The organism is Deinococcus sp. AJ005 (assembly GCF_009017495.1).
Lineage (GTDB): Bacteria > Deinococcota > Deinococci > Deinococcales > Deinococcaceae > Deinococcus.
The window spans coordinates 174,910-199,230 of sequence record NZ_CP044989.1 but is presented as its reverse complement, the minus strand read 5'-3'; the positions used below and the strand labels follow the sequence as shown (position 1 = coordinate 199,230).

Here is a 24,321-nt window from a genome sequence, read left to right as displayed (position 1 = left end):
TTGGCGTCGAAACCCCGTCCCTCACCCGCCGCGCCGACTCCCGGAAGATACTCGGGGCATGACGCGGCGCCATCTCATGTCTGGCCTCTGCCTGCTGGCCTGTATCGCGCTGGGCGGTGGCTCCACGCAGACGGTTGCCGCACCTGGCCCGCCCGGTGCCGCAGACCGGGACCGCGACGGCTACCCCGACGCTGCCGAACTGGTGGGGCAGGACCGTGCTAATTTCGCCGACTGGTTTGCCGCCGTCGCTGAGAGCCAGTACTACGGCATGAACGCCGACTGGAAGCCCGAGGACCGCGATTGCGGCGGCCTGCTGCGCTACGCCCTGATCAACGCATTGATGCCGCATGACGCGGCGTGGTTTGCCAAGTTCAGGTATCTGCCGCGCCCGAAACTTGGCCCGGTGCAAGCGTTCAGTTATCCGCTGCCCGTCATCAGCCGCTCGGTGTTCCGGGTGGCGGGCGGGGTGTACCAGTCGGGCGATATCGGGGCCGGAAAGCTGGTGGGACGCACTGGGGTTCAGTACCTCTCTACCTATTCGATGGTGCGGGTGTCGCGCGATATGGACAAAGCCAAACGCGGCGATCTGCTGATCTTCATCCGTCCAGGGCTGCGCTCGTATCACAGCATGGTGTACCTGGGAGACGGCAAGGTGGTGTACCACACCGGAGCCAGCCCCGCAGAAGGCGGCGAGGTCCGGCTGCTCACCGTTCAGAGCCTGCTGCGCTACGCCGAGCGCGCCTTTCACCCGGCGAGCAGCAACCCCAGCTTTCTGGGCGTGTACCGCTGGAAAATCGCGGATTGAAGGCGTCAGTCCCGGAGCAGCACCTCAGCCTCCACTTCCACCGGAATGTTCCAGGGCAGTTCGGCCAGTCCCACTGCCGAGCGGCCGTGCTGACCGATCTCTGGGCCGAACACATCCAGGATCAGGGCAGAAAAGCCGTTGATCACCTCTGGCATTCCGGTAAAGCCGGGCGCGGCGTTGACCATGCCGTGAACCCGCACCCAGGCCCTGATCCGGTCCAGATCGCCCAGCTCGCGGCGCAGGCTGCCCAGCACCGAGAGGGCCACCAGCCTCGCGCTGCCATGCGCTGCACCGGGCGAAACTTCGCCGCCCACCTTGCCCAGCGGCCCGGCCAGCGTGCCGTCCGGGGCCTGCGGACCGTGGCCGGAAATGACGGCGCGCGTGCCCACCACCCGCACCATCGCAAAGGGCAGGACCACTCCGGCAGGCAGCCGCACTGCTGGCGGCAGCACCAGTCCGAGTTCCCGGAGGCGGGCCTCAGCGCCCATAACGGGTTCTGGCAGGGAAAACTTGGGCAACCTCTAGATTTTGATCCGGCCAATCAAACTTCACAGACATTGGATCTCTTTCACGGCGAGTCCATTTCCACGATCAGCACCCTTGCAAAGAACTGCACGAGTGTCTGGCGGGCGGCCTCCCGCGCTTCCGGGTGGGGAGCAGACCGCCCCTCGCCGCCCTGGCCCCGGTGCAACATCGGGTCACGGTAGGTATACGGGGCCTCGAACATGTTGAAGCCGTGTTCCGCGCCGGGATAAATGACGGTCTGGATGTGGGGACGGTCCGCCGGGTCCAGATGGGCGATCAGCTCCGGCCCCAATTCTCCGGGATCATCATAACGGTCCTGCTCGCCCACCAGAATCAAGATGCTGGCCCCGGTCAGATCCCGGAATTCATAGCCGTGAACGGTGTTGTATATCCAGCAGGCCGGATAGAAGGCGGCGTGTGCGGCGAACTGCCGCCCTGCATTCAGGTAAAGGTCATGGGAGTTGCGGGTGGCACTGAGCAGGCTTACGACGCCGCCCCACGAAAAGCCGACGATGCCGATCCGGCGGGCGTCCACCCCTGGATGCGCGGCCAGCACGGCAAACGCGCCGAACACGTCCGGCAGGGTTTCCCACGCCGCTTTCGGCCTGCCTTCCGAGCCGCCCGCCAGACCCCGCGCGCCCCACATATCGATTTCCAGCGTGGCAATGCCGGCGCGGTTCAGGTCCAGCGCGTGCGCCTGCCCGCGTGAGTCGATGCCATTGGAACCGTGGGCGATCACCACCGCAGGCCCCGGCCCATCCAGCACGGGGAGTTGAAGGCGTGCGCCGATCTGTAACGTCGTACCGTCCAGCGCCTGCACCGGGAAACACAGGTGCTGGATGCGCAGCGTAGGAAAGGGTTCACCTGTCGGAAGTGTGGGCGAGTTCACAGGCTGACCCCAGCCAGACGTGGGGACGGCGGGGGTGAAGTGATGCGGAATGGGATCATGGGACATCGTAGGAGCGCAGCGGGAAGGTGTCAATCGCATCCATCTGTTCAGCGCCAGCAGTCAACACCTGCTGCCTCGATGAGAAGAGGACAGTTTGCCGCGCTGTTCTCAAAACGCGTCTGAAAGCACTTTCTGTCTCAGTATCTTGCCTTTCCTTTAAGCTATCTTAAGGTATGGCTCATCCGGTCACGGCGTCCAGCACGTCGTCCCTTGTTCTGATCGAAAATTTGCAGGTTGTGACAGAGCAGCTCGCCGCAGCGTCTACCACTGGGGAAGTGCTGCTCAGCATTCTGGTGTCGTTGCGGGAGACGCTGGCCGACGCGAGCGGGACCCTTCTGCTGCTCGGCCCATCCGGGGAGCATCTGGAAGTCGGACACGTCAGGGGAGAGGAGGCAGGCCGCCAATCCGTGTGGACAGGCGGACCTCTAAACCACGCTGATCCTGCCGGGGACGCCCTGCTTCGGCGGGAGGCGCTGTACTTCGGGCGTCATGCCGAGCTGTTCCAGACTTATCCGGAACTGGCGTCGCGGATGAACCTGACTGCGCCCTCTGGAACTGTACCTGGGGCCTGCGCCGCGCTGCCGCTGGTGCTGGAGGGGCGCGCAATCGGCACCCTGATGGTGGACTTCCAGGAACCGCGTTCCTTCGCGCCGGAGGAGAAGGGCTTTCTGCGAACGCTGGCCGCGCTGTGCGCCGTCGCGCTGGGGCGGATGCGGCTGGGTGAGGAACTGGAGGCGCGTGTGGCCGCGCGTACCGCCGAATTGGAGGCGCAGTCCCGCTCGCTTCAGGAAGAACGCACGGCCCTGGACGCCTTCGTGGCCTATCAGGAAGCGGTGGGGGACGAACGTGACGTGCAGGCGCTGGCATGGCAGGCCATAGAGGTGCTGCGCGCCAGCCTGCCGCACGTCAGCGCCGCTTACTACGAACTCGACGGCCAACTGTGGAAGGCTCAGGCCTGGTCCGGGGACCTGCCGGATGAGGTGACGCAACAGATTCGCGCCGGAGTGCCGCTGGACGCCCCCGATTTTGCCGAGGCTGCCCGCACGCGCGCCGCTGTCTTTGCCGACGGCTGGAACGCTGAGGCGAACAGTCTGCCCAGCACCGCACAGTACGGCGCGGTGGCGCTGGTGCCGCTGTTAACCGGGGACAAGCTGCACAGCCTGCTGGCGGTGGGCACCACGCAGGCCCACACTTGGAGCGAGCGTGAGCGGGCCATCGTGCGGGCGGTGACGCGCGGGCTGGCGCTGACGCTGGAGCGTTCGGCGGCCATGCGTGCTCTGGACCGGACCCAGCACTACCTGAAGGTGGCCGCCGAGAACGCCCCGATCCTGCTGTTTGCCACCGACGCGCAGGGGGTCTTTACCCTCTCGGAAGGCCGTCTCCTGGAGCAACTCGGGCTGCGGCCCGGTCAGGCGGTGGGCCAGTCGGCCACGGCGCTGTTTGCCCGCGAGCCGGACCTGCGCGAGGGGCGGCGGCTGGCGCAGGCGCTGGCGGGTCAGGTGGCCCATGACCTGACGCACTTTGAAAGCAGCGGCGTGTCACTGGAAAGCTGGTTTATCCCGGTCAAGGATTCTTCCGGGGCGGTCACCGAGGTGGTGGGCGTGTCGCTGGACGTGACCGAACGCCTGGAAACGCAGCGCCGCATCGAACGCGCCAACGCGGAACTGCGGCGCAGCAACGAGGAACTCGAACAGTTCGCGTATGTCGCGTCCCACGACCTGCAAGAGCCGCTGCGGACCATCACCAGTTTCTCGCAGCTCCTGATCACCCGTTACAGCGGTCAACTCGACCCCCGCGCCGAGGTCTATGTCCGCCAGATCAGCGAGGGCACCGGGCGCATGGCCCAGTTGTTGCAGGACCTGCTGGCCTTCGCGCGGGTGACCAGTGGGGCGGGGGCGCTGGTAGAGGTGGACATGAACACCGTGCTGGCCCAGGTGGTGCAGGACCTGCACGCGCAGATTGAGCGGACGGGGGCAAATGTCAGTATTGCCGCGCTGCCCCGCGTGCGCGGCGACGCTTCACAACTGCGGCAGGTCTTTCAGAACCTGATCGGCAACGCCCTGAAGTTCCGCTCGCTGCAGCGTCCCTCGGTCATTCAAGTCGAGGCTGTGCCGGACGGCGCACACGTCTGCTTCTCGGTCAGGGACAACGGCATCGGGATCGAGTCGGAATTCTTCGGGCGCATCTTCACCATCTTTCAGCGCCTGCATGGCCGCGAGGAATACGAGGGCAATGGCATCGGTCTGTCGATCACCCGCAAGATCGCCGAGCGACACGGCGGCGATGTCTGGCTGGACAGCACGCCGGGCGTGGGCAGCACCTTTTTCCTGACCCTTCCCGCCGTCAACGATCTGTAACGGCTATGGGTCCGCCTGAACGGCCCCGCAGGTCAGACCCGATGCGCAATATTCAACACGGAAACGGCTGAAAAATTAGAAAATCCGCACCCAGCCCACTTTCCTGTCATAAAAACGTGGTGGGCGCTGAACTACACTGGGCGTCATGATCGGCGCACCTCTTCCACCTGATGAATATGCGCGGCTGCTGGCGCTGGCCCAGTACGAGATTCTAGACACCCCCCAGGAAGAGGTTTTTGACCGGATCACGCGGCTGGCGGCGCACCTGCTGGGCACTCCGGTGGCTTTTATCAATTTCGTGGACCAGTTCCGCCAGTGGAACAAATCTGCCTATGGTCCGGGGAACACCACCGCAGCGCGGCAAGATTCCGTGTGTGCCTGGACCATTCTGGAAGAGGGGCCGATGGTCATCGAGAATGCCCACGCCGACCCGCGCTTTGCCCACAATCCGATGGTCACGGGCACGCCGCACATTCACATGTACGCGGGCGCGCCGCTGACCACGCCATCGGGCCACCGCATCGGTACGCTGTGCGTCACCGACGACCAGCCACATCCGCTGTCGGCAGGCGACCTCAAATCCTTGCAGGATCTGGCGGATCTGGTGGTCAGCGAACTGGAACTGCGCGCCCGCACAGTCTACCTGGACCGTGAATTGCAGGCGCAGACCCTGCGCAACGTCGACCTGCAACGCGGGTTGGATCAGGCCCAGGTGCTGGAAGGCATCACCCAACTGATGGACCTGGACCTGACCCCCGAGGAAACCACCGTGGCGGCCTCGTCGTTGCTAGGGAAGGCGCTGGACGCCGATTACACCAGTCTGATCGTCTTCGAGGATGGGGGAGTGCGGGTCCGGGCCGCGCACCAGCATCCCCGCGTGCCACAGACGACGCGCGATCTGCCCGGCCAGTTGCCCGACTGGCCCCTGTCACTGACCCACGCCCTGCGCGACCTTGAGCAGCCGCTGTACCTGGACAATTATCCGGCCCATCCCCGCGCGCTCAAGGTTCTGGTGGCCGCCGGGGTCCGGCAGATCGCCTGGATTCCGCTGGGTACGCACGGCCCCACCACCCCGCTGCTGATGGCGGTGCGCCTGGAGGGCAGCGAGGCCACGCGCTGGCGCAGCAGTGACCGCGCGCTGCTGGAGGCGGCGGGCCGCAGTGTCCGCAGCGCCCTGGAACGCCGCCAGACGGTCACGTTAGCCCGGCAGGAAGCGCGCCGTGATCCCCTGACCGGCGCACTGAACCGCCGCGCGCTGGACGAGGATCTGGCGCGGCTGGAAGCGCTGGCCCAGCCGTTCACGCTGGCTGGAATCGATCTGGACGGCTTGAAAACCATCAATGATCAGCACGGGCACGGCCTGGGTGACCGCGTCCTTCAGATGTTCGCGGGCAGCCTAAAAACCACGCTGGACACCAGCGCGCAGGTTTTCCGAGTGGGCGGCGATGAGTTCGTCGTGCTGGGCCGCGCCCCGGAGACGCAAATTCGCTCGGCGGTGAATGCGGCGGTGCTGGCTGTGCGACAGGTGGCCCCCTTAAAGGGAGCCAGCGTCGGCACGGTCCGCAGCAACGAGGGTTCCGGCCAAGCTTTGCTGGCGATGGCCGACGGCCGCATGTACGAGGTCAAACGGGGGCGCTGAAACAAAAACTCTAAAACCTCCACCTCGGGCTAGAGACTGGGTCTGTCTCTAGCCCGAGGTAGACCCTCCAATGTGGCGAATGCTCTCAAGTGTTCAGACGATACGATTCCAAGTTCTCTTACCTAATGCTTCTTAGGTAAGAGAAAGGATTAGAATGGCTGGGTGGTTCTACTTCAGCCAGATTCCACCCTAAAAATCCGCTGCCTGGACCTTCCCGCATGACGCTCGAGGTTTACCGGGGCGATCTCCTTGCCCGGAGTCGCGAATGGACCGGGCTGCACGACGACGAGTTGCGCCGCCGCGCCGTGCGTGCTGCCGCTGAAAAAGACGCCCCGCAACTGGTGTCGCTGACCGTCGCGTATCTGGCCCACGGCGGCGGCAGCGGCGTGCTGACCAGTCCGCGCACCGTCGAGGCCTATGCGCTGGGCGTGCGCCAGTACACTGAATACGCTGCTGATCAAGCGGTGGGCGTCCTGCGTCCGGGGCGGCACGAAGCGCAGGGCTACGTGAACGCCATGCTGGCGGCGGGCCGCCAACCCGCCGGGGTGGGCCTGAAGGTGGCCGCCGCCAGTTGCCTGTACCGTGCGCTGCGCTGGGCCGGGGCCTGCGAGGCCGATCCCTTTAAAGACGTACGGGTGCCCAGGGACCCCACCCCCGGCATCGTCAAACGCCCGCCCTATTCCGAGGATGAGCTGGCCGATGTGATCGACTGCGCCGACGTGCAGGCCCGGTTTCTCCTGTTCCTGACGGCCCACGCGGGCCTGCGGATCAGTGAGGCGCTGGCGCTGGACTGGGCGGATCTGGACGAGGCGGCCCGCCGGATCAGCGTGCGTTCCGGCAAGGGTCGCAAGGGGCGCATTGTGGCCATCAGCAGTAGCCTGGGCCGCGCCTGCCGCCAGTACCGCGCGCTGTACGCCCCCGGAGGCCCTGAACATATGGACGGCAAGCGCACCACGCCCGCCGAACGGGTCTTCCGCTACGGCAGTGTCATGACCGCGCGGTATCACCTTGAAAAGGCCTTCAAGAAGGCAGGTGTACCTTTTCGGGGCTTCCATCCAGGGCGCAAGTACGCCGGGACGCGCCTGCTGCGGCAGATCAAGGACTTTGGGCGGGTGGCCGCGCATCTGGGGCATGCCTCGGTGGACACCACCCGCAAGGGCTACGCGCAACTTGCAGCGGATGACCTGAAAGATGATCTGACGGGCTGGTGATGGAGGTGGTTTACCCTTCAGAAAAGTCTGGAGGCCCCTTCCTGGCGATCCTGTGAGGACGGCATCTCCGCATCTGGATTTCCGCATTTGGCCTGGATGGCTTCAAGGTGATCTTGGGCGGGTTACCTATGATAAGAACCTCGGCAGCAAATGGACGGAATCCGTATTCCTTCGTTCTGCTTTCCAGGAGTTTTCAACATCTTTTAACCGGAGTCCGTGCCAGTCCAACTTTGGAGGCTGGCTAACATGACAATCAGAAATGCAGGCAGGATCAAGGGGGAGGTTTCACGCCGTCTCTGTGACCAGAGCAGCACGGTGGGCGTCCATTCGGCGTGCCAGTTCGGGGTAGTCGGGATCGATGACCAACCGGAAGCCGTCCCAGTAGCCGTCGCGGTCCGGCTCGAAGAAACGGGCAGGGGGAGCGCCGGGGGCCAGGGCCGCGGCCTTGGTGGCCCGGCGGGTGCGGACGCGGATGGTCTCCAGATTCCCAGTTTGCAACTCCTCGGCAGAAACAGGCGGCAGCACCGTCAGTGCCACACGCTGGCCGTAGCGCAGGGTGGGTGCGAAGGGATGCTCCCAGATGCGGTGTGTGCCGCTGAGGGCAACGGGCAAAATGGGCACCCCCACCCGCCGCGCCACCTCGAAGACGCCGCGCTGGAAGTCGGTCTGGAGGCCCAGCACCGTGCCCTGCGGGAAGACTACCAGGCTCTCACCGCCGCCCAGAATGGACTCGGCCCCTCGCCACAGGTCACGGAAGCCGCCCAGCGGATGCTCCGGGTTGATCGACAGGTGCCCCAGCCGGGTAATCGCTGGCCCCACCTCTGGCCAGTCGAAGATCTCGCGCCGGGCCACGAAGCGCATCGGCAGTGGCAGCCGCAGCAGGCACAGCACGTCGGCGATGCCCTCGTGCAGCGGGGCGATCAGGTAGGGACCGTCCCCCATGTTATCCAGTCCACGCAGTTCCAACCCCACCCCCAGGTGGCCCAGCACCCGGCGGCTGAAGCGCCGCTGAACCTGAAAGCGCTGCTGGACGCTGAGGTCCGGCGGAACACGTCCGGCCTGATGCAGGGCACTCCAGATCATCGTGCGGCCCATCAGGCCGAATTTGAGACGGGCGGTGCGGCCTTCCGGCGCAAAATTCAGCTCGACAGGATCGTCGGGATGGGGGGTGGACGGCGCAATCAGAGAAACCTCAGGAAGTGGGGACGGGGAAATGCGGCGCAGGTGGGACGGTGGCTTTGCAGGGTACGCAGCGGACGGGAGAACGGTTCACTTCCGCATGATGCCCGCAGGTTAGTCAGGGTGAGATGGGCGGCGTGTGTGCGGGACCATAGCGAATGCCAGAGCGTCTGAACAGCCTGTGTGTGCCATTCCTGAAGACTTCTCCCAGACAGTAAGGGGGCATACCGAAGGTGGGCAGGGCATTGTTCAGATTGCCGGACATGACCCAGAACAACAGTAAACGTGAGGCCCTTTACACCACCACCGCCTCGGCCCACGGTGGCCGCGCCGGACATGTGGACAGCGAGGACGGGCAACTGAATGTCCGTATGGCGGTGCCGCAACAATTGGGCGGCGCCGGCGGCGTGGGCAGCACGCCCGAGCAACTGTTTGCTGCCGCTCTGGCCGCCAGTTTCCAGAGCGCTATGGGCACGGTGGCCCGCGCAGAGAACTACCCTGAATTCGGTGTGATGCAGGTGATCGCCACCGTGCGTCTGGCTGGAAACGGCGACGCGCACGATCTGACGGCCACGCTGGACATCACCCTGCCTGAACTGGAGCGTGAACGGGCGCAATATCTGGTGGACCAGGGCCAGGGCATCTGCGCGTTCAGCCGGGCGCTGAAAGGCAAGATCGAGTACCGCCTGCACGACGCCTGAGCCTGGGGATTTTCCGATCTTCAACCGTTTGCCCGGCCCACCACGGCGTACAACGGATCGCCTGTCAACCCGCCTCGCGCAGAACGGGGGCTGCGGTCCAGGGCGACGATGTCGGTCCAGTTGCCCGCCGCCTCCAGATAATGCTGCACCAGTTGCAGGTGGCCCACGTCGTCCAGCGTGTGCCACACGGCCACGGCCTTGGTGGGAAAGCAGCGGTTGGAAAAGCTGATCACCACTGGGCCGCCCGGCACCAGCACGCGCCCCAGATCGCGCAGCACGGCCACCGGATCAGTCAGGTAATCGATAGAAACGGTGATTCCCGCCGCGTCGTAACTGTGGTCCGCGAAGGGCAGCCGGGGCGTGGCGTTCAGGTTCTGCACTTCCAGCGAGGTCAGGCGCGGATTGCGTTCCAGTTCGGCGCGGTTGAGGCCCAGACCTGTCACCTCGCCGTATTCCACTTCGGGCGGCAGGTGGCTGATCCAACTGGACATCAGATCGAGGATTCTGCCGCCTGCCGGGAAATACTCGTGGTACAGCCCGGTCACAGCCGCGATGGCCCCCTCGTCGATGTGCGTAACAAAACGCGGCTGGCGGTAAAACTGTTCGTCCGGTGTCTCGTCGGTGCGGCGAAAGGCGGCGGCAGGCAATTCGGCTTGACGGTCCATAGCGGGCAGTCTGGGTGATGTGGAGCTGCTGCGCTGTGGGATGGACTGCGCTGTGTCCTCCAGACAGAAGAATGGGACGTGGAGGCGAATTCGCCCACACGTCCCATTCTTCAGACTTGTCCGCTCAGCTTCCAGCCACCATCGCCGCCCGCGCCGCTTCCTGTAATGGACGCCAGGCCACCTTGCCGGTGGGGCCGCGCGGCAGGCTCTCCACGAACTGATAGTCGCGCGGCACCTTGTAGCTGGCCATCTGCTCACGTGCCCATTTCTCGATGTCCGCGCCAGTGGCCGCCATTCCGGGTTTCAGCACGATCAGGGCGCGGGCGTGTTCGCCGCTGCGCTCGTCGGGTACGCTGATCACGCAGGCTTCCTGCACAGCGGGGTGGGCGTGCAGCTTGTTCTCTACCTCGGCGGGCCACACCTTCATGCCCGACACGTTCACCATGCGTTTGAGACGGTCTGTGAAGAAGAAATAGCCCTCCTCGTCCATGTAACCCAGGTCGCCACTGCGGAAGAACTGCTGACCGTCGATCTCCATGAACGCCTCGGCGGTGGCCTCCGGGCGGTTCCAGTAGCCCTGCATGACCTGCTGGCCACGGATGACGATCTCGCCGATCTGGCCTGCGGGCAATTCCTGATGGGTGTCCAGATCGATGATGCGCGAATCGACGTTGAAGAGTGGGACGCCCAGACATTGCAGTTTCTGGCGGCCCTTGGGGTTGCTGTGCGACTGCGCCATCGTCTCGGACAGGCCGTAGCCCTCCAGGAACATGATGCCGGTCAGGTCCAGCAGTTTCTGCCCCACGGCGGCGGGCAGGCTGGCCCCGCCCCCGGTCACGCTGCGCAGGGTCCGCAAATCCGCCGGATCAAAACTGGGCGAGGCCATCATATCGATCACCATGGTGGGCGTGTTGGTCCAGATGGTCACGCCATGCTCGCGGATCAGCGTGCGGGCGGCGTCGCGGTCCCAGCGCGACATAATCACGATCTGGCCACCGTTGGTCAGCCCGGTCAGCAGGCTGTTGATAAACCCAGTGACGTGAAAGTACGGCAGGGCCGCCAGGAAGATGTCCTCAACGGTGCCCTCCACCCACACGCCCGCGCCGAACACGTTGGCCTGCACGCTGCGGTGGGTGTGCATGCAGCCCTTGGGCAGCCCGGTGGTGCCGCTGGTGTAGGGCATGACACACAGGTCGTCCGCGCCCACCTGTGCGGCGGGGGCGGGATCCGCCTTCAGGGCGTCCTCCAGCGTGATATCGCCGTCTTGCAGGGTGGCTTCCACGTCCAGGCCATCGGGCAAGGGAATTCCAGCAGCCCCGGCGTCGGTGCCGCGCATGATGTTGGCCACCACCGCGTGTTGTAGCCCAGCCTGTTTCGCTTTCTCGTACAGTTCCGCGCCCACCACGCCCACCTTGATTCCGGCGTCCTGCAAGAAGAAGCCGAACTCACGCGCCTGGAGCATGGGGGCCAGCGGCACCACCACCGCGCCCAGATGCCACGAGGCAAAGGCGCTGATCACCCAGGCGGGGCTGTTCTGCATCCAGACCGCCACCCGGTCCCCCTTGCCCACGCCCTGCGCGGCCAGATGCCCGGCCAGATGCGTGGCCTGGGCGTGCAGTTCACCGTAGGTCACCGCGTGCCCGTAGTGCCACAGCGCCACCTTGTCGGGGTAGCGCTCGGCACTGACGCGCAGATTGTGCATGACGCCGGTCTGCGGCAGCGTCAGCGTGCGGGGTTTGAAGGGCGGCCAGTAACGGCCCTGGCTGGCGGGCTGGGGCGAGGCTGGGGCCGCGTGATCTGTGGACGAATCTGTGGACGAGGTTGGATGGGTCATGGTGAAGGTCTCCTGGGGTCGCCGCGCCCCGTGATGGCGCAGCAAAACAGTGAATTTTTGATGCCCAGAGTGTAGCGCCTGAGGCCGCAAACCCCGCAAACCCCGTACACCACACCCCCGGCGATCTTAATGAATGGGCTTTTGGCGTGTACCACGGCCTTTAACAGCGTATGAGAAAAAAGCCGTGTCAGACACAAAAACTCTGGATGAAACGGTGCTAAGAGCGTGCTGGCGCGACTCTAACCTCCCGGACCCCCTTCCCAAGCGCGTTTGCATATGTCATGCTGCTCACCATGACGAAAAAGACCGCCAAGCCCGCCGCCAAGAAGACTGCCGCCAAAGCCGCGCCCGCCGCTGCCAAGGCCGCCCCCGCCGCCAGCAACAAGGTCGCCAAGACCCAGCTCGTGGAAATGGTTGCCGACAAGACCGGCCTGACCAAGAAGCAGAGCGAGGAAGCCGTCAGCGCCATGCTGGACGCCGTGGTCAGCTCGATCAAGGGCGGCCAGAGCGTCGGCCTGCCCGGCCTGGGCACCCTGAGCGTCAAGGACACTGCCGCCCGCACCGGCGTGCGTCCCGGCACCAGCGAGAAGATCCAGATTCCTGCGGGCAAGAAGGTGGCCTTCAAGGTCGCCAGCACCCTCAAGGGCACGCTCTAAACCACTTTTTAACAGCAAAAAGCGGAGGCGGAGTGTCCATTGCTGGAACACTCCGCCTCCGCTTTTTGCTGGACTGGACGACGTCGCCCCCGCCAGACAGTGCCACTTGAATTCGGGTTCCGGCTGTCTTGCCTCACGTACTGCACGCCCGGAATCTGTGTTTCCAGAAAATCCCGTAAACAGACGCCCATGAGGACATTGATCTTCCCCGTGACGACGATCAAAATCCCGTTCAGGACGCTGTAATACGGATTCCGTTTGTTTCGTGCAGGAATCGGAACAGCGCCGATCCCTCCACTCCACGCCCGGAACCCGTTTTTCTCCTGCTCGCTCCGCTCGGATTACGGGTGTTTTCAACACCCTCTAATCGGAGTCCGTATAAAAGCCAAGCTGTCCAGCCTTGAAGAGCAGTTCGGGCTAGGGGCCGGGGGCCTCTCTCACCGCCTGAAGCAACGGAAAGGGGCGAACGCATCACGGCAGCGTTGCCCCTTTTTCGCATTCCACTTCAGTTTTAGCCCAGCGCCCGCCAGCCCAGCAGCAACACGATCAGTGAGGCAACGCCCATCACGGCCAGAGCCTGGGTGCGCGTCTTTCTCAGGTACAGCAGGATGCCGATGCCGGTCACGGCCACCAGGGTCAGCACGCCGCCGCTCACGTCGATCAGCCAGTTCCAGGCCCCGCCCGTATCGCGGCCCCGGTGCAGATCGTTCAGCACCGCCACCCCGCCCTGCGCCAGAATGTTGGTGCTGTATTTGCCCGTCTGCGTGTCGATCACGGTATCGGCGCTGTAGCCCGGTCCCAGAAAGGAGATGCTGGCCTCGGTACCGTCCACGCGCGGCTCCTCGGCCCGTCCGTGTAATCCCTGCTGGGCGCGCAGGTCCTCGGCCACGTTCAGCCAGTCCACCTTGCCCGCCGTGATCCAGCCTGCGGGCAGCGTGCCAGTCACCTCACGCTTAATTTCCGAGTTCCCAAATGCCCAGTCGGGATGGTTGAGGGTGATGCCGGTCAGGGCAAAGAACAGCACCACCAGCAGGCTGATCATGGACGTGTAGGTGTGCAGCCAGCGCAGCCAGACGTGACTGCGCGCCTTGAGGGTGCGGGGACGCGAGACCGGACGCGGTGTCCGCACCCCTTCCGGCGTCTGGGCTTCAGGCTTTGCCGTAAGCGACACTGGCGGCCTCGATGTCATGGTCTGTTCCCAGCGTTTTCTTGAACGCACTGGCTCCCAGCGTGACTTTCTCGCGGACCAGACTGTAGGGGCCATGCTCGCGTGCGGTCTCGATGCACACGTAGTAGTCGCCCTGCTCGGCCAGCGCTCCTTTGTCGGTCTTGCCGTCCCATTTGACCGCGTAGTTGCCAGGGTTGCGGGTGGCGCTGCTGATGGTGCTGACCAGTTCCGCATTCTGGCGGGTCCAGCGGCGTAGTTCGGCCAGCCAGCGTGGATTCAGGCGGTTCTGGAGGGTCCAGACCGTCAGGTTGCGAACGGTCTCGCCTGCTCCGTCCTCGATCCAGATGGCCACGAAGGGACGCTTGACCCGTCCGCTGGCCTGCGTGGCCACCGTGAAATTGACGTCCAGACCCATGCCAGCGGCCCAGAGCTTGCCTGCGGCGGCGCTGGCGAGATTGCCGGGCAACACGTGTGAAAGGGTGAGGGCTGCGCCAGCGGCGGCCAGTTTACGCAGGAAGGTGCGGCGGGTGTCGGTCATGGTGGGTTCTCCTGAGGGTGATGGTAGAGGGGCGAGGTTGGACAGGGGTTAAAGATTCAGCGTGCTGGACCGTCTGGAGGCCACAGGGCGCTGGGATGGGTTTGTCCGTCCCGCGTGACGATCAGGGCCGCGCAGTCCAGCGTGCTATTGACTAGGGCCAGTCCCTCCACGGCACCCAGCACGCTCAGGGCGGTGGCGAGGGCGTCGGCAGTGGCGCAGTTGGGGGCGGTGACCGTCACGCCGGGAACATCGCGCACAGGCTGGCCGCTCCGGGGATCAAGCAGATGCGAACGCCACTGACCGCCCACCTGCACGCCCCGGTGCGCGCTGCCACTGCTGGCCAGTGCGCCGTTCTGAACGTGAACGTGGGTCAGCGGCGCAGCGTCGTCGCGGGCGGTGAACGGACCAGCCACCGTGACCTTCAGCTCGCGTCCGCCCATTGTTCGCAGGTCCCCGCCTGCGTTAATCAGCACGGCCTGAACCCCTGGTGAATTCCAAACCAGCTCAGCCATCCGGTCTACGATCCAGCCTTTCGCCAGCGCGTTCAGACCCAGTGGATAAGTGACGTGCAGGGTGGCGGTGCCGTCTGCATGCAGGGTCCACGGATCGGTCTGGAGTTGCCTGAGCAGCGCGCTCAGTTCGGTGGCGTCCGGCTGTTGATCCCTTGAGGCCGCCTGCTGCCAGAGCTGGCCCAGGGCGTCCGCGCCGGGATGGAAGGCCCCGCCCGTCACATCACGCCATCCGTCCGCCAGGGCCAGCACCGTCCGCAATTCGGGGCTGAGCGGCACCCGTTCACCGGGGCGCGTCAGCCAGCGCGATAGTTCGCTACCCGGATCGAAGCGGTTGAAGACGGCGCTCAGCCGATCTAGCTCGTCCAGCGCCGCACATTCGGCAGCCTCGGCCTGCTGGCGGGTCCGGGCCACCACCTGAAGCTCGACTTCCGTTCCTAGCAGCCGCTCGTAGACGTTGTGCAGGCGGTAGGCAGGACGGATCAACGAGGTGAGGGAACGAAGCACACCCACACTCTGGAGAGGCAAGGTGAAAATCCGGTGCAGGTCCGGCGCAGCTCTGATGCATGTGGGCTGGCCGGAAAGCGGGGTCATTTCTTCTGCAACACGGCGATGTACGCTTTCAGGGCGTCGGCCCCGCGTCCGGTCTTGAAGGGGTTGAACTTGCTGGGGTCAAACTGACCGCCCTGCCCATTCTGGCCGCCTGCATTTGCAGCGTTGCCGCCCTGTCCGCCGGGACGCTGACCTCCTCCAAAACCGCCGGGAAGGCCGGGAATCCGCACGCCCGCGCCCTGTCCACCTGTGCCCGCCTGTCGCTGGGCGCGCTGGGCAGTCCGTTGCTGCTCGGCCTTAAGGGCCAGATCGTCCAGTGCGGTCTGTTGCTTGTCGCTCAGGATCTTGTCCTCAATCTGCGAGAGGTATTTCTTGGCGTCGTTGGGCTGAAGACTCGTGGCTTTCTGCAACGTGGTGAAGATGCTCAGAAGACTCTTGGCCTGGGCCTTGCTCATGGCGGTGGCCTTGTTCTTCTCCAGCTCTGGCAGCAGGCGGATGTCCTGCGCCAGATCGCTGATGGACTGCATCTGCGCGAAACGGGCGCGCATTTCCGGCGTCAGTTGACGGTTCTGGTTGTTTTGCTGCGCCGAGGCCAGGGCACTCAGGGCGAGAACAGCGGTCAGCAGTGCGGAGTTCAGAGAGATATTTTTCATGGAGTTGCTCCTTGGGGAAGAGGTTTTGAAGTTCAGGACTAAGATTTTTAGATTTACTCGTAACGCAGGCTGTCCACCGGGTCCAGGCGGGCGGCCCGCGCTGCCGGGTAATAGCCGAAGAAGATGCCCACCAGCGCGCTGAAAATAAAGGCGACGATGATTGGTGTGGCGCTGAATACGGGGGCAATGCCGAAGAATTTGCCCGCATAGGCCGCCGCGATGCCCAGCCCCAGCCCGATGATTCCGCCGCCAATGGACAGCAGGGAAGCCTCCACCAGAAACTGCGTGAGGATGTCGCGCGGCTTGGCCCCCAGCGCCTTGCGGGCGCCGATCTCGCGGGTGCGTTCCGTGACCGATACCAGCATGATGTTCATAATCCCGATGCCGCCCACCAGCAGGCTGATTCCCGCGATTGCGCCCACCAGAATGGTCAGGGTGGAGGTGATGGCGTTCAGGCTGGCCAGGGAATCGGCTTGGTTCTGCACCTGGAAGTCCAGGTTCTCGGGGTCCGTCTGGTCATGGCGCGTGCTGAGCAGGTCAGTCACGTCGGCCTGAAGTGCAGTTAAATCTTTGGCATTGGTGGCCGAGAGATACACGTTACTCACGGTGGGTTGCCCACCCGCGCTGTTCGTCCGGGAGAAGCGCTGGAGATAGGTGCTGAGGGGAATCAGGACCTGCGAATTGGCGTTGCCGAAGCCGCTGTTGCCCTTGTCGGGCAGCACGCCCACCACCGTAAAGGTGACGCTGCCCAGTCGGATGTTCTGGTTCAGGGCGTCGGTATCCGCCGCGCCGTCGCCCCACAGGTCCACCAGCACCTGATGACCGATCACGGCCACGCGCTTGCGCCCGTCCACGTCGGCCTGCGTGAAATAATCGCCTGCCTCGACGGGGCTGTTGCGAACCGTGGCGTAGGCGGGCCACGTTCCCAGCACGCTGACTCCCGTATTCAGGCTGCCCAGCTTGGCCTGCACATTGCTGTTGACACTGGGGGCCACCCCTGAAACACGGTCTCCGAAGGCGGTGGAGAGTGCCTCCGCGTCCTTGACGGTGATGGTCTGCCGCGGGCCGCCCCGGACCAGACTGCCGCCCCCACCGCCCCGCGCACTCTGAACGGTCAGCAGGTTGGTGCCCAGCGATTCCAGCCGGTCTGTCACGCCCGCCGTGCTGCCCTGTCCGATGGCAGTTAATGCCACCACTGCCGCCACACCGATAATCACGCCCAGCGCCGTCAGGATCGAGCGCATGGGTGTGCCAATGATTGCTCGCCACGCAATCGTGAAGGCTCCACCCAGGCCGATGCCGCGCCGCGTGGGAGGGGAGGCGGGCGTCGGTGCCGCCGCCGCTTCGCGCTTCAGGTCTGAAGTGGTGGTCACAGCGCCGCCCGTTTTGGCGTCTGCCGCGTGTCAGATTCCACCACGCCGTCTCGCACGCGGATAATGCGCTCGGCATACGCGCCGATCTCCGGCTCGTGCGTGACCAGGATCACGGTGGTGCCCTCGGCATGGAGTTCCCCGAACAGCGCCATGACTTCCTCGCCGGTGCGGGTGTCCAGGTTGCCCGTCGGTTCGTCGGCCAGCAACAGGCGGGGACTGCCAGCCAGGGCGCGGGCCACCGCCACCCGCTGTTTTTGCCCGCCGCTGATCTGGCTGGGCAGGTTGCGGGCCTTGTCTTCCAGGCCCACGCGGCGCAGCACGTCCAGGGCGCGTTCGCGGCGTTCGGCGGCGGGCACCCCGGCGTAGGTCAGCGGGACCTCCACGTTTTCCAGCAGGTTCAGGCGCGGCAGCAGGTGAAACGCTTGGAACACGAAGCCGATGTCGGTGTTGCGGGCCTCGGCGCGTTCGTTTTCGGACAGGGTGGTCACGTCGCGCCCGGCCAGCACGTAGCTGCCCGCGCTGGGCCGGTCCAGCAGCCCGATGATCTGCATCAGGGTGGTCTTGCCGCTCCCCGAAGGTCCCATCAGCGCCACCATCTCGCCCTGCGCGATCTGCACGTCTATGCCTTTCAGCGCTTCAAAGACCATCTCGCCTTGCTCGTAGACCTTGCGGACGCCGCGCAGGTCCACGACGGGCGGCGAAACCGAGACGGACGGAGCGTTCACCCCAGTCACCCTGGAAGCCGTCACCGTCCACCGCCAAATCCACCGGGAACCCCGCCGCCGAAGCCGCTCCGGTTGGTGCTACCGCCCGAAGAATTCTGGCTTGAGCCAGAGCGTGTGCTGCCCGGCACGATCACGTCCTGCCCCGCCTCCAGCCCCTCGGTCACCACGGTGTTGGTGCCGTCGCTGGCCCCCGCCGTAATGCGCACACGCTCCGGCCCGGCGTCCGGCGTAGCCCCTGGCACTTCCACATAGCTGCGGTTTCTGACCGTCTGGATAGCCTTGTTCGGCACCAGCAGCCCGCGTTCCTCACTCTGGATGATCTCGGCCTCGGCGGTCATGCCGCTGCGAAGCTGGCCGTTCGGGTTGGGCAGCGTGACGGTGGCGGTAAAGACGCTGATGCCGCTGGACTGTGTGGCACCCGGCGAGACCCGGACCACTTTGCCGTTGAAGGTCTGGCCGTCGTAGGCATCCAGCGTGACGGAGGCATTCTGCCCGGCCTGCACGCCCGCGATCTCGGTCTCGTCGATCTGCACAGGCAGGTTCAGACTGGTATCGTCCAGAATGGTCAGGATGGTGGCCCCGCTGCTGACCACGGTCCCGGCGTCGGCACTGACGGTGCTGACAACACCCGTGATCGGCGCGTAGAGCTTGAGGCTGGCGCGAGACTGCTGGGCGGTCTCCAGCGCGGCCTGCGCCTGCTGAACGGCGATCATGGCCCCGCGCAGGTTCTCGGCGTCGCTGCCTGCGCCCGTGCTGTTCTGCGTCTGAGAGGCGTTCAGGGCCGCGCGCGCGCTGTCCAGCGTGAGCTGCGCCCTGGTCACGTTCGCCTGCGCGCTCTTCAGGTCCGCCGTGGAAAGCGCGCCGATAGCGTGCAGTTGCCGCTGCCCATCCAGGGTGATCTGCGCCTCGGAAAGCGTCTGCAGCGCCCCTGTCACGCTGCCTTGGGCGCTGGTCACGCCGCTGGAGCGCTGGGCCGCGCTTCCGGCCTGGGCGGCGCGGGTGGCGTCTAGGCTGGCACGGGCTTTTTGCAGGTTCAGCTCGGCGGTCTGCACGTTTTGCTCCACCGCGTCGCTGCTCAGCCGGGTCAGCAGTTGGCCCTTGTTCACGCGTTCGCCCACAGGCGGCACGGTGCCCACAGTTCCCGACTGATCGGCCCCCACCGTGCGGGTAGCGGCGGCCTCCAGCATGCCGGGACCGCTGACGCTGACGCGCACCACGCCGCGCTGTACCGCCTGGGTGCTGACGACAGGCGCGGCCACGACAGTCTCGGCCCCCGTGCGGGCCAGATAAATACCGCCGCCCACGGATCCGATCAGCAGTGCGCCCAACACAAACAGTGGCCAGCGGGGGCGGGGCCGGGCCGCCCGCACCGACTTCGCTGGCCCCGTGTTGGTCACAGCGTTCCCCCGATCCCGGTCAGGTTCTGCCCGCTGGCCACGGAGAGGGCGGCCAGGGCCTCCAGCACATTGTCCTGCGCCTGGAGCCGTGAATACTGGGACTTCTTCAGCGCCAGTTGCGAGGTCTGCAAGTCCACCGGGCTGATCGTGCCGCTTTTCAGGCGGGCGGCGTCCTGGTTGTAGGTCTTGAGGGCCGCCGCCTCACGCGCGCCAGCCACGCTCAGCAGCTCGTAACTGTTCTGTGCGGTCTGATACGCGCTGGCCAGCGACTGCGTGGCACTCTTTCCAGCACTGTCCACGCCCCGCTGCGCGTTCGCCAGCGTGGTGCGGGCGTCCTGCAAGGTGCGGGCCGGGGTGAAGTCGTTGTCGGCCAGCTTCACGTTCAGTTGCGCGGCGGCCAGATCGTTGTTCGCCGAGACCTGCGCGGTCAGTGTATTCAGGCCCGCCTGCAACTTGCTCAGGGTGGTGCTGAGCTTCGGGGCGCTGGCCGCTCCTGCTGCCCGCACGCCGCTCGCCAGTCCGGTCAGTGTAGAGAGGCGCGCGCTGGCGAGGCTGACCTGGGCCTTTGCGTCCGCCAGATTCTGCTGGTTGCCCGACAGCGTGTTCTGGGCGTTGGTCACGTCCAGCGCGGTGGCGTTGCCGATGCCCTGCTTGACCTGGGCCACCTGCACCGCCTTGCTGTCCACCGCGACTTGCAGCGTTTGCAGGGCCACGTTTTCCTGCGCCTCCAGCAGCGCCGTGTAGGCCGTGACGGTGCTTTGCAGGGTGTTCATGCGTGCGCCGCGCAGCGCGGCCTGCGCCTGGGATTCGCCCCCGGACGCGCCGAGTTTGGCGGCCACCAACGCGCTGGGATCGGCCTGCGCGGCGCGGTTGGCGGCCTGCGCCTTGTCCAGGTTAGCCTGCGCCGTCTTCACGTCGGCGTTGTTGGCAAGGGCGGCGGTGACAGCGGCAGTGGCCGTGACGTTGGGGGAAGTCTGGGCGGCGGCCACCCCAAGAACAAGGGCGGCGGTCAAAAGAATGCTTTTACGGTTCACTGGGGGCCTCCGGCGGCGTTTTGAAGTTGAAGCAGAGTGGTCTGGGCAGTGATGCGGGCGGCCAGCAGATCACGTTCTGCCTGCGCCAGATCCAGTTCGGCGGCGCTCACATCGTCCGCCGTCCCCGTTCCTGCCTGAAGGCGGGTCTGGGCAGTTTGCAGCGCCAGCCCCGCCACCTGCACGCCCGTTTCGCGGGTCTGCACGGCGATCAACCCCGTCTGCAAGGTGCTGTAGCGGGTCCGCACGTCCAGTTCCACGTTCTGCTGGGCCACGTTTAGAGACAGTTGCGCCTGCGTGACGTTGGCCCCGGCGGCAGACAGTTGCGCTTTCTGGGCGGGCGAATACACCACGTAGCTGCCCGTGACGCTGGCGCTCAGGCGATTGGAGCCGGTGCCCGCGCCGCTGCCCAGCGGCAGGCTGTATCCCGCGCTGACCGTGCCCTGCTGCAAATTCAGTGCCGTGGTCAGGCCGCCGCTGCCGCCGGGGCCGTAGCGCACGCTGGCGGTCAGATCGGGCAGTGTCGTCTGGCGCTGCTGGGTGGTCAGATCGTCCTGTGCGGCCCCCAGCGTGTTCTGGGCCTGGATGACCTCGCTGCGGGTGGCCCTGGCCTGCGCCACCAGCGCCGACACGTCCGGCAACGCCACGGTGTCGGGCGGCTGAGTACTGAAGGTCACACGGCCCACCGCGCTTCCCAGGGCTGCCTCCAGCCCCCGCTGCGCCGCCTCCAGACTGGCGGCAGCCTGTAACCCTGTTCCCTGAGCGCTCTGTACTCCCGCCTGCGCGCTCAGGACGTTCCCGGCAGTGGCGTTGCCTGTGGCCTGCTGCGTCTGGGCCACGGCGAATTGCCGCTGGCGCAGGGCCAGGGTGCGGGCCGCGATGTCCACGTCCTGGGTTGCCAGCACGGCGGCAAAATACTGCTGCGCCACGTTCAGCCGCGCCGAGTTCTGCGCGTCCGTCAGTCTGGCCTGGGCCAGCGCCAGACCGCGCTCAGCCGTCTTCAGGCCGCTCTGGTTGCTGGCCCACGGCAGCAGGCCCAGGCTGATGTTCACCCCCGCCGCCCCGCCCGTGCTGCCCGGAGTGGCGGTGCCGTCGGCGGCAGTTACGGGACCGCTGTACGCCGCGTTACCGTTGACCGAGATGGTCAGGCCCAGCGCCGTGCGCGCCGCATTCAGCCCCGTCTGCGCCGTCTGCACGCTCAGCCGCGCGGCCGTGACGCTGGGGGCGGCTTCGAGCTGCGCCAGCGTGGCCTCCAGCGTCAGAGAAGGAGCGGGCTGCGCCACGGTGGTCTGTGCCCCTCCAGTCTGTACGGGGGCCAGCCCACACAGCGCCAGCGTCAAAGAGATCAGCCGCCAGGGAGGCGGCCTTGAAAATCGGTGGGCGGTCATAGGGCGCAGTCTGCCCCCGCTCTGCGAACACTCCGCGCAGGCTTTTCGAAGATTTGGTGAAGACGGTTTTTGTTGCGCTGGGCAAGCGTAAAGGCCGGATTCAATCCCTGAAATCGCACGCCGGGCCTTCGCCCAGTCTTCACGCAGCGGGACTACAGTGTGGGGTATGAATGGGACTGGTAGAACGTTGAACGGCCAGGGCCGCCTGCCCGGTGCCTGGGCCAGCCCGGTGGCCCCTCCATGCCCGTCGCCCTCGTGGCGTCTCTGTCCTTCTTTTGCAGCGTCAGAAGGGCTTAAAAATCACCTGTCTGCTGCCACATGGTCCCTGTGAGCGCCCTGATCCTGATCGTCGAGGACGAGCCGCAACTGGCCGAGATCCTCGAAGCCTACGCCCGCCAGGAGGGCTACCGCACCGAGCGCGCCGGGGACGGCTTCGCTGCCCTGAGTGCCTACCGCGTGGCCAGCCCGGACATGATCCTGCTGGACATCATGTTGCCCGGCAAGAGTGGTCTAGAGGTGCTGAAAACGGTGCGGGCAGACGGCGGCACCCCGGTGATCCTGGTCACCGCCCGCGCCGAGGAAACCGATCAGATCGTGGGTCTGGAACTGGGCGCGGACGATTACGTGGTCAAGCCCTTTCGCCCACGCGAGGTGATGGCCCGCGTCAAGGCGGTGCTGCGCCGCGCCAGTGCTGCCCTGGACGACGCGGAAAAACCCCTGCGTGTCGGGCCGCTGGAGGTGGACCGCCGCGCCGTGATCGCCCGCGTCAACGGACAGGCGCTGACCCTGACCCCCGCCGAATTTCGCCTGCTGTTTCATCTGGCCGAGTCGCCGGGCCGCGCTTTTTCCCGTGAAGAGCTGCTCGCGGCGGCCCTGCCCGACAGTGACGCACTGGAGCGCGTGGTGGACGCGCATCTGGCCGGAGTGCGCCGCAAACTGGACCTGGCGGGCGCGCCGGGACTGCTGCGAACGGTGCGCGGCGTGGGCTACCGTCTGGAGGCGGTCAGTTGAGCAGGGCTTTACCGGTCAAACCGCCGCTGGCCCGCAGGCGGCGCGGCCTCTCGCTGGGCGTGACGCTGCTGCTGGCGATGCTGGCGGTGGTGGGCCTGTCGGTGGGCAGCACCTTCGTGTTTTCCAATCTGGCCGTGCAGAATGAATTTCGCCGCCTGCCGCCCGAGATGCAGAGCTACCTGCGCGCCCAGAAAGAGGCGCAGCGCCGGGGTGAGACGGTCACCCCCCCGCTGGCTTCCCAGCCCAGCTCCACGTCGCGGCCCGCTCCACAGCTCGGCCCGCAGTGGCCGCCCACATCTGACCTGTTCGGTGCGGGCGGCGCCAGGACAGGCGGGGCGGTGGCCCTGCGGCGCAATGATGGGACCAGTCTGCCGCGCAGGTTCGGCACCCGCAATCAGGATTTTCTGCGGGACATCCAGCAGAGTCTGCTTCAGGTCGGCCTGCTGGCGGCGGTGGCCTCGGCGTTGCTGGCTTTTTTGCTGTCGCGGCGGCTGGCCCATCCGATCCTGGCCGTGTCGGCGGCGGCGGCGGGCATGGCCAAGGGAGACCTGAGCATCCGCGCCCCGGTGCCCAGCGGCGAGCGTGAACTGGCCGAACTGGCGAGCAACTTCAATGAGATGGCCGATACCCTTCAGGCGCTGGAAACCGAGCGGCGGCAGGCGGTGGCCGACATCGCCCACGAACTCAGGACGCCGCTGGCGATCATGCAGGCGCGGCTGGACGCCCTCGAAGACGGCGTGTACAGCCTGAACGCGGATCAGGTGGCCCTGCTCAGCCAGCAGACCCAGCAACTGACCCGGCTGGTGGACGACCTGCGGACCCTGACCCTGGCCGAGGCGGGCCGCCTGAGCCTGCATCTGGACACGCTGGATCTGGCCGGACTGAGCGCCGGGGTGGTGCGTGACCTGGAGGACCGGGCCGGGGCGCGGGGCGTCACGCTGCACCTGAATGCGCCTGCGGCCATCCCGCTCTACGCGGACGCCGGGCGGGTGCGCCAGATCGCGGTGAATCTGCTGGAAAACGCGCTGCACTATGCCAGTGGGCGCGTGCAGATCAGCGTGGAAGCGCGGGGAAATTCAGCGTGGCTACATGTGGATGATGACGGTCCTGGCGTGCCCGAGGAGAGCCGTGAGGCGGTGTTCACGCGCTTTACCCGCCTGGACAGCAGCCGCACGCGCGGCACCGGGGGCAGTGGCATGGGTCTGGCCATTGTCCAGCAACTGGCGCAGGCCCACGGCGGCGCGGCGTGCGCGGGCCAGGGACCGCTGGGAGGCGCACGGTTCACGGTGCGGCTGCCCCTGAATGAGCGGGGGACGGCTGTGGACGGCCCGGTTCCGGCAAGGCCGCGCGAGGCCGTCACCTTCTGAAGTCTTCTGCAAAGCGCCCAGGCTGCGGCCCGATAAATGTCATGAAAAGCTGCGGTCATTCCCGCTGATCGGTAGAATGACAACGGCC

22 protein-coding genes are annotated in these 24,321 nt (G+C 66.0%); 8 read left to right on the top strand and 14 right to left on the bottom strand.

Annotated features, from left to right (window positions below):
- Window positions 1-58 precede the first annotated feature (58 nt).
- Window positions 59-805 (top strand): DUF1175 family protein, encoded by a 747-nt coding sequence (locus tag DAAJ005_RS01260; RefSeq protein ID WP_151845514.1) that lies wholly within the window; start codon window positions 59-61, stop codon window positions 803-805.
- A gap of 5 nt (window positions 806-810) precedes the next feature.
- Here the strand turns inward: DAAJ005_RS01260 and DAAJ005_RS01255 are convergent, their stop codons facing one another.
- Window positions 811-1,293 (bottom strand): RidA family protein, encoded by a 483-nt coding sequence (locus tag DAAJ005_RS01255; RefSeq protein ID WP_151845665.1) that lies wholly within the window; start codon window positions 1,291-1,293, stop codon window positions 811-813.
- An 80-nt stretch (window positions 1,294-1,373) separates the two neighbouring features.
- Window positions 1,374-2,285 (bottom strand): dienelactone hydrolase family protein, encoded by a 912-nt coding sequence (locus DAAJ005_RS01250; RefSeq protein WP_192930691.1) that lies wholly within the window; start codon window positions 2,283-2,285, stop codon window positions 1,374-1,376.
- 167 nt (window positions 2,286-2,452) lie between these two features.
- Between DAAJ005_RS01250 and DAAJ005_RS01245 the strand changes: the two genes are divergently transcribed.
- The 3 genes from DAAJ005_RS01245 to DAAJ005_RS01235 all read left to right on the top strand — a co-directional run bounded on the left by DAAJ005_RS01245 (window position 2,453) and on the right by DAAJ005_RS01235 (window position 7,486).
- Complete coding sequence (locus DAAJ005_RS01245; protein WP_151845512.1) at window positions 2,453-4,636, top strand: ATP-binding protein; 2,184 nt, start codon at window positions 2,453-2,455, stop codon at window positions 4,634-4,636.
- A gap of 145 nt (window positions 4,637-4,781) precedes the next feature.
- The gene (locus tag DAAJ005_RS01240) at window positions 4,782-6,275 is read left to right on the top strand and encodes a sensor domain-containing diguanylate cyclase (RefSeq protein ID WP_151845511.1); all 1,494 of its coding nucleotides are present in this window, start codon (window positions 4,782-4,784) and stop codon (window positions 6,273-6,275) included.
- Window positions 6,276-6,493: 218 nt separating this feature from the next.
- Window positions 6,494-7,486, top strand: a complete 993-nt coding sequence (locus tag DAAJ005_RS01235; RefSeq protein WP_151845510.1) for a site-specific integrase — start codon at window positions 6,494-6,496, stop codon at window positions 7,484-7,486.
- Between the two features lie 285 nt (window positions 7,487-7,771).
- Here DAAJ005_RS01235 and DAAJ005_RS01230 read toward each other — a convergent pair whose 3' ends face one another.
- Entirely contained in the window at window positions 7,772-8,581 is an 810-nt protein-coding gene (locus tag DAAJ005_RS01230) for a 1-acyl-sn-glycerol-3-phosphate acyltransferase (RefSeq protein ID WP_151845509.1), read from the bottom strand.
- Between the two features lie 347 nt (window positions 8,582-8,928).
- Between DAAJ005_RS01230 and DAAJ005_RS01225 the strand changes: the two genes are divergently transcribed.
- Window positions 8,929-9,366: an Ohr family peroxiredoxin gene (locus tag DAAJ005_RS01225; RefSeq protein ID WP_151845508.1), complete on the top strand. Its 438-nt coding sequence runs from the start codon at window positions 8,929-8,931 to the stop codon at window positions 9,364-9,366.
- Between the two features lie 20 nt (window positions 9,367-9,386).
- Here DAAJ005_RS01225 and DAAJ005_RS01220 read toward each other — a convergent pair whose 3' ends face one another.
- A complete protein-coding gene (locus tag DAAJ005_RS01220; protein ID WP_151845507.1) occupies window positions 9,387-10,031 on the bottom strand; it encodes a class I SAM-dependent methyltransferase in 645 nt (214 codons plus the stop codon).
- A gap of 124 nt (window positions 10,032-10,155) precedes the next feature.
- Window positions 10,156-11,865, bottom strand: a complete 1,710-nt coding sequence (locus tag DAAJ005_RS01215; RefSeq protein WP_151845506.1) for a long-chain-fatty-acid--CoA ligase — start codon at window positions 11,863-11,865, stop codon at window positions 10,156-10,158.
- A 281-nt stretch (window positions 11,866-12,146) separates the two neighbouring features.
- Here DAAJ005_RS01215 and DAAJ005_RS01210 point away from each other — a divergent pair, with 281 nt between their 5' ends.
- Window positions 12,147-12,521 (top strand): HU family DNA-binding protein, encoded by a 375-nt coding sequence (locus DAAJ005_RS01210; protein WP_029483066.1) that lies wholly within the window; start codon window positions 12,147-12,149, stop codon window positions 12,519-12,521.
- Between the two features lie 511 nt (window positions 12,522-13,032).
- Here the strand turns inward: DAAJ005_RS01210 and DAAJ005_RS01205 are convergent.
- From DAAJ005_RS01205 to DAAJ005_RS01165, 9 genes are all read right to left on the bottom strand, one after another.
- A complete protein-coding gene (locus tag DAAJ005_RS01205; RefSeq protein WP_226342359.1) occupies window positions 13,033-13,692 on the bottom strand; it encodes a PepSY-associated TM helix domain-containing protein in 660 nt (219 codons plus the stop codon).
- Window positions 13,670-14,227 carry a DUF2271 domain-containing protein gene (locus DAAJ005_RS01200; RefSeq protein ID WP_151845504.1) on the bottom strand — a complete coding sequence of 186 codons (558 nt, stop codon included), beginning with the start codon at window positions 14,225-14,227 and terminating at the stop codon, window positions 13,670-13,672. The genes DAAJ005_RS01205 and DAAJ005_RS01200 overlap by 23 nt, the downstream gene beginning before the upstream one ends.
- Before the next feature lie 56 nt (window positions 14,228-14,283).
- Complete coding sequence (locus DAAJ005_RS01195) at window positions 14,284-15,243, bottom strand: FAD:protein FMN transferase (protein WP_226342358.1); 960 nt, start codon at window positions 15,241-15,243, stop codon at window positions 14,284-14,286.
- Between the two features lie 83 nt (window positions 15,244-15,326).
- Entirely contained in the window at window positions 15,327-15,941 is a 615-nt protein-coding gene (locus DAAJ005_RS01190; protein ID WP_151845502.1) for a hypothetical protein, read from the bottom strand.
- A 53-nt stretch (window positions 15,942-15,994) separates the two neighbouring features.
- On the bottom strand, window positions 15,995-17,314 hold the full coding sequence (locus tag DAAJ005_RS01185) for an ABC transporter permease (protein WP_370519696.1): 1,320 nt from the start codon (window positions 17,312-17,314) through the stop codon (window positions 15,995-15,997).
- Window positions 17,311-17,961: an ABC transporter ATP-binding protein gene (locus DAAJ005_RS01180; protein WP_151845663.1), complete on the bottom strand. Its 651-nt coding sequence runs from the start codon at window positions 17,959-17,961 to the stop codon at window positions 17,311-17,313. The genes DAAJ005_RS01185 and DAAJ005_RS01180 overlap by 4 nt, the downstream gene beginning before the upstream one ends.
- Before the next feature lie 98 nt (window positions 17,962-18,059).
- Window positions 18,060-19,436 (bottom strand): efflux RND transporter periplasmic adaptor subunit, encoded by a 1,377-nt coding sequence (locus DAAJ005_RS01175; RefSeq protein ID WP_151845501.1) that lies wholly within the window; start codon window positions 19,434-19,436, stop codon window positions 18,060-18,062.
- On the bottom strand, window positions 19,433-20,470 hold the full coding sequence (locus tag DAAJ005_RS01170) for a TolC family protein (RefSeq protein ID WP_151845500.1): 1,038 nt from the start codon (window positions 20,468-20,470) through the stop codon (window positions 19,433-19,435). Before DAAJ005_RS01170 ends, DAAJ005_RS01175 begins: the two co-directional genes overlap by 4 nt.
- The gene (locus tag DAAJ005_RS01165; protein WP_151845499.1) at window positions 20,467-21,855 is read right to left on the bottom strand and encodes a TolC family protein; all 1,389 of its coding nucleotides are present in this window, start codon (window positions 21,853-21,855) and stop codon (window positions 20,467-20,469) included. Before DAAJ005_RS01165 ends, DAAJ005_RS01170 begins: the two co-directional genes overlap by 4 nt.
- 327 nt (window positions 21,856-22,182) lie before the next feature.
- Here DAAJ005_RS01165 and DAAJ005_RS01160 point away from each other — a divergent pair, with 327 nt between their 5' ends.
- Window positions 22,183-22,866 carry a response regulator gene (locus tag DAAJ005_RS01160; RefSeq protein WP_151845662.1) on the top strand — a complete coding sequence of 228 codons (684 nt, stop codon included), beginning with the start codon at window positions 22,183-22,185 and terminating at the stop codon, window positions 22,864-22,866.
- Window positions 22,863-24,233 (top strand): cell wall metabolism sensor histidine kinase WalK, encoded by a 1,371-nt coding sequence (locus DAAJ005_RS19340; RefSeq protein WP_304523482.1) that lies wholly within the window; start codon window positions 22,863-22,865, stop codon window positions 24,231-24,233. The genes DAAJ005_RS01160 and DAAJ005_RS19340 overlap by 4 nt, the downstream gene beginning before the upstream one ends.
- Window positions 24,234-24,321 lie beyond the last annotated feature (88 nt).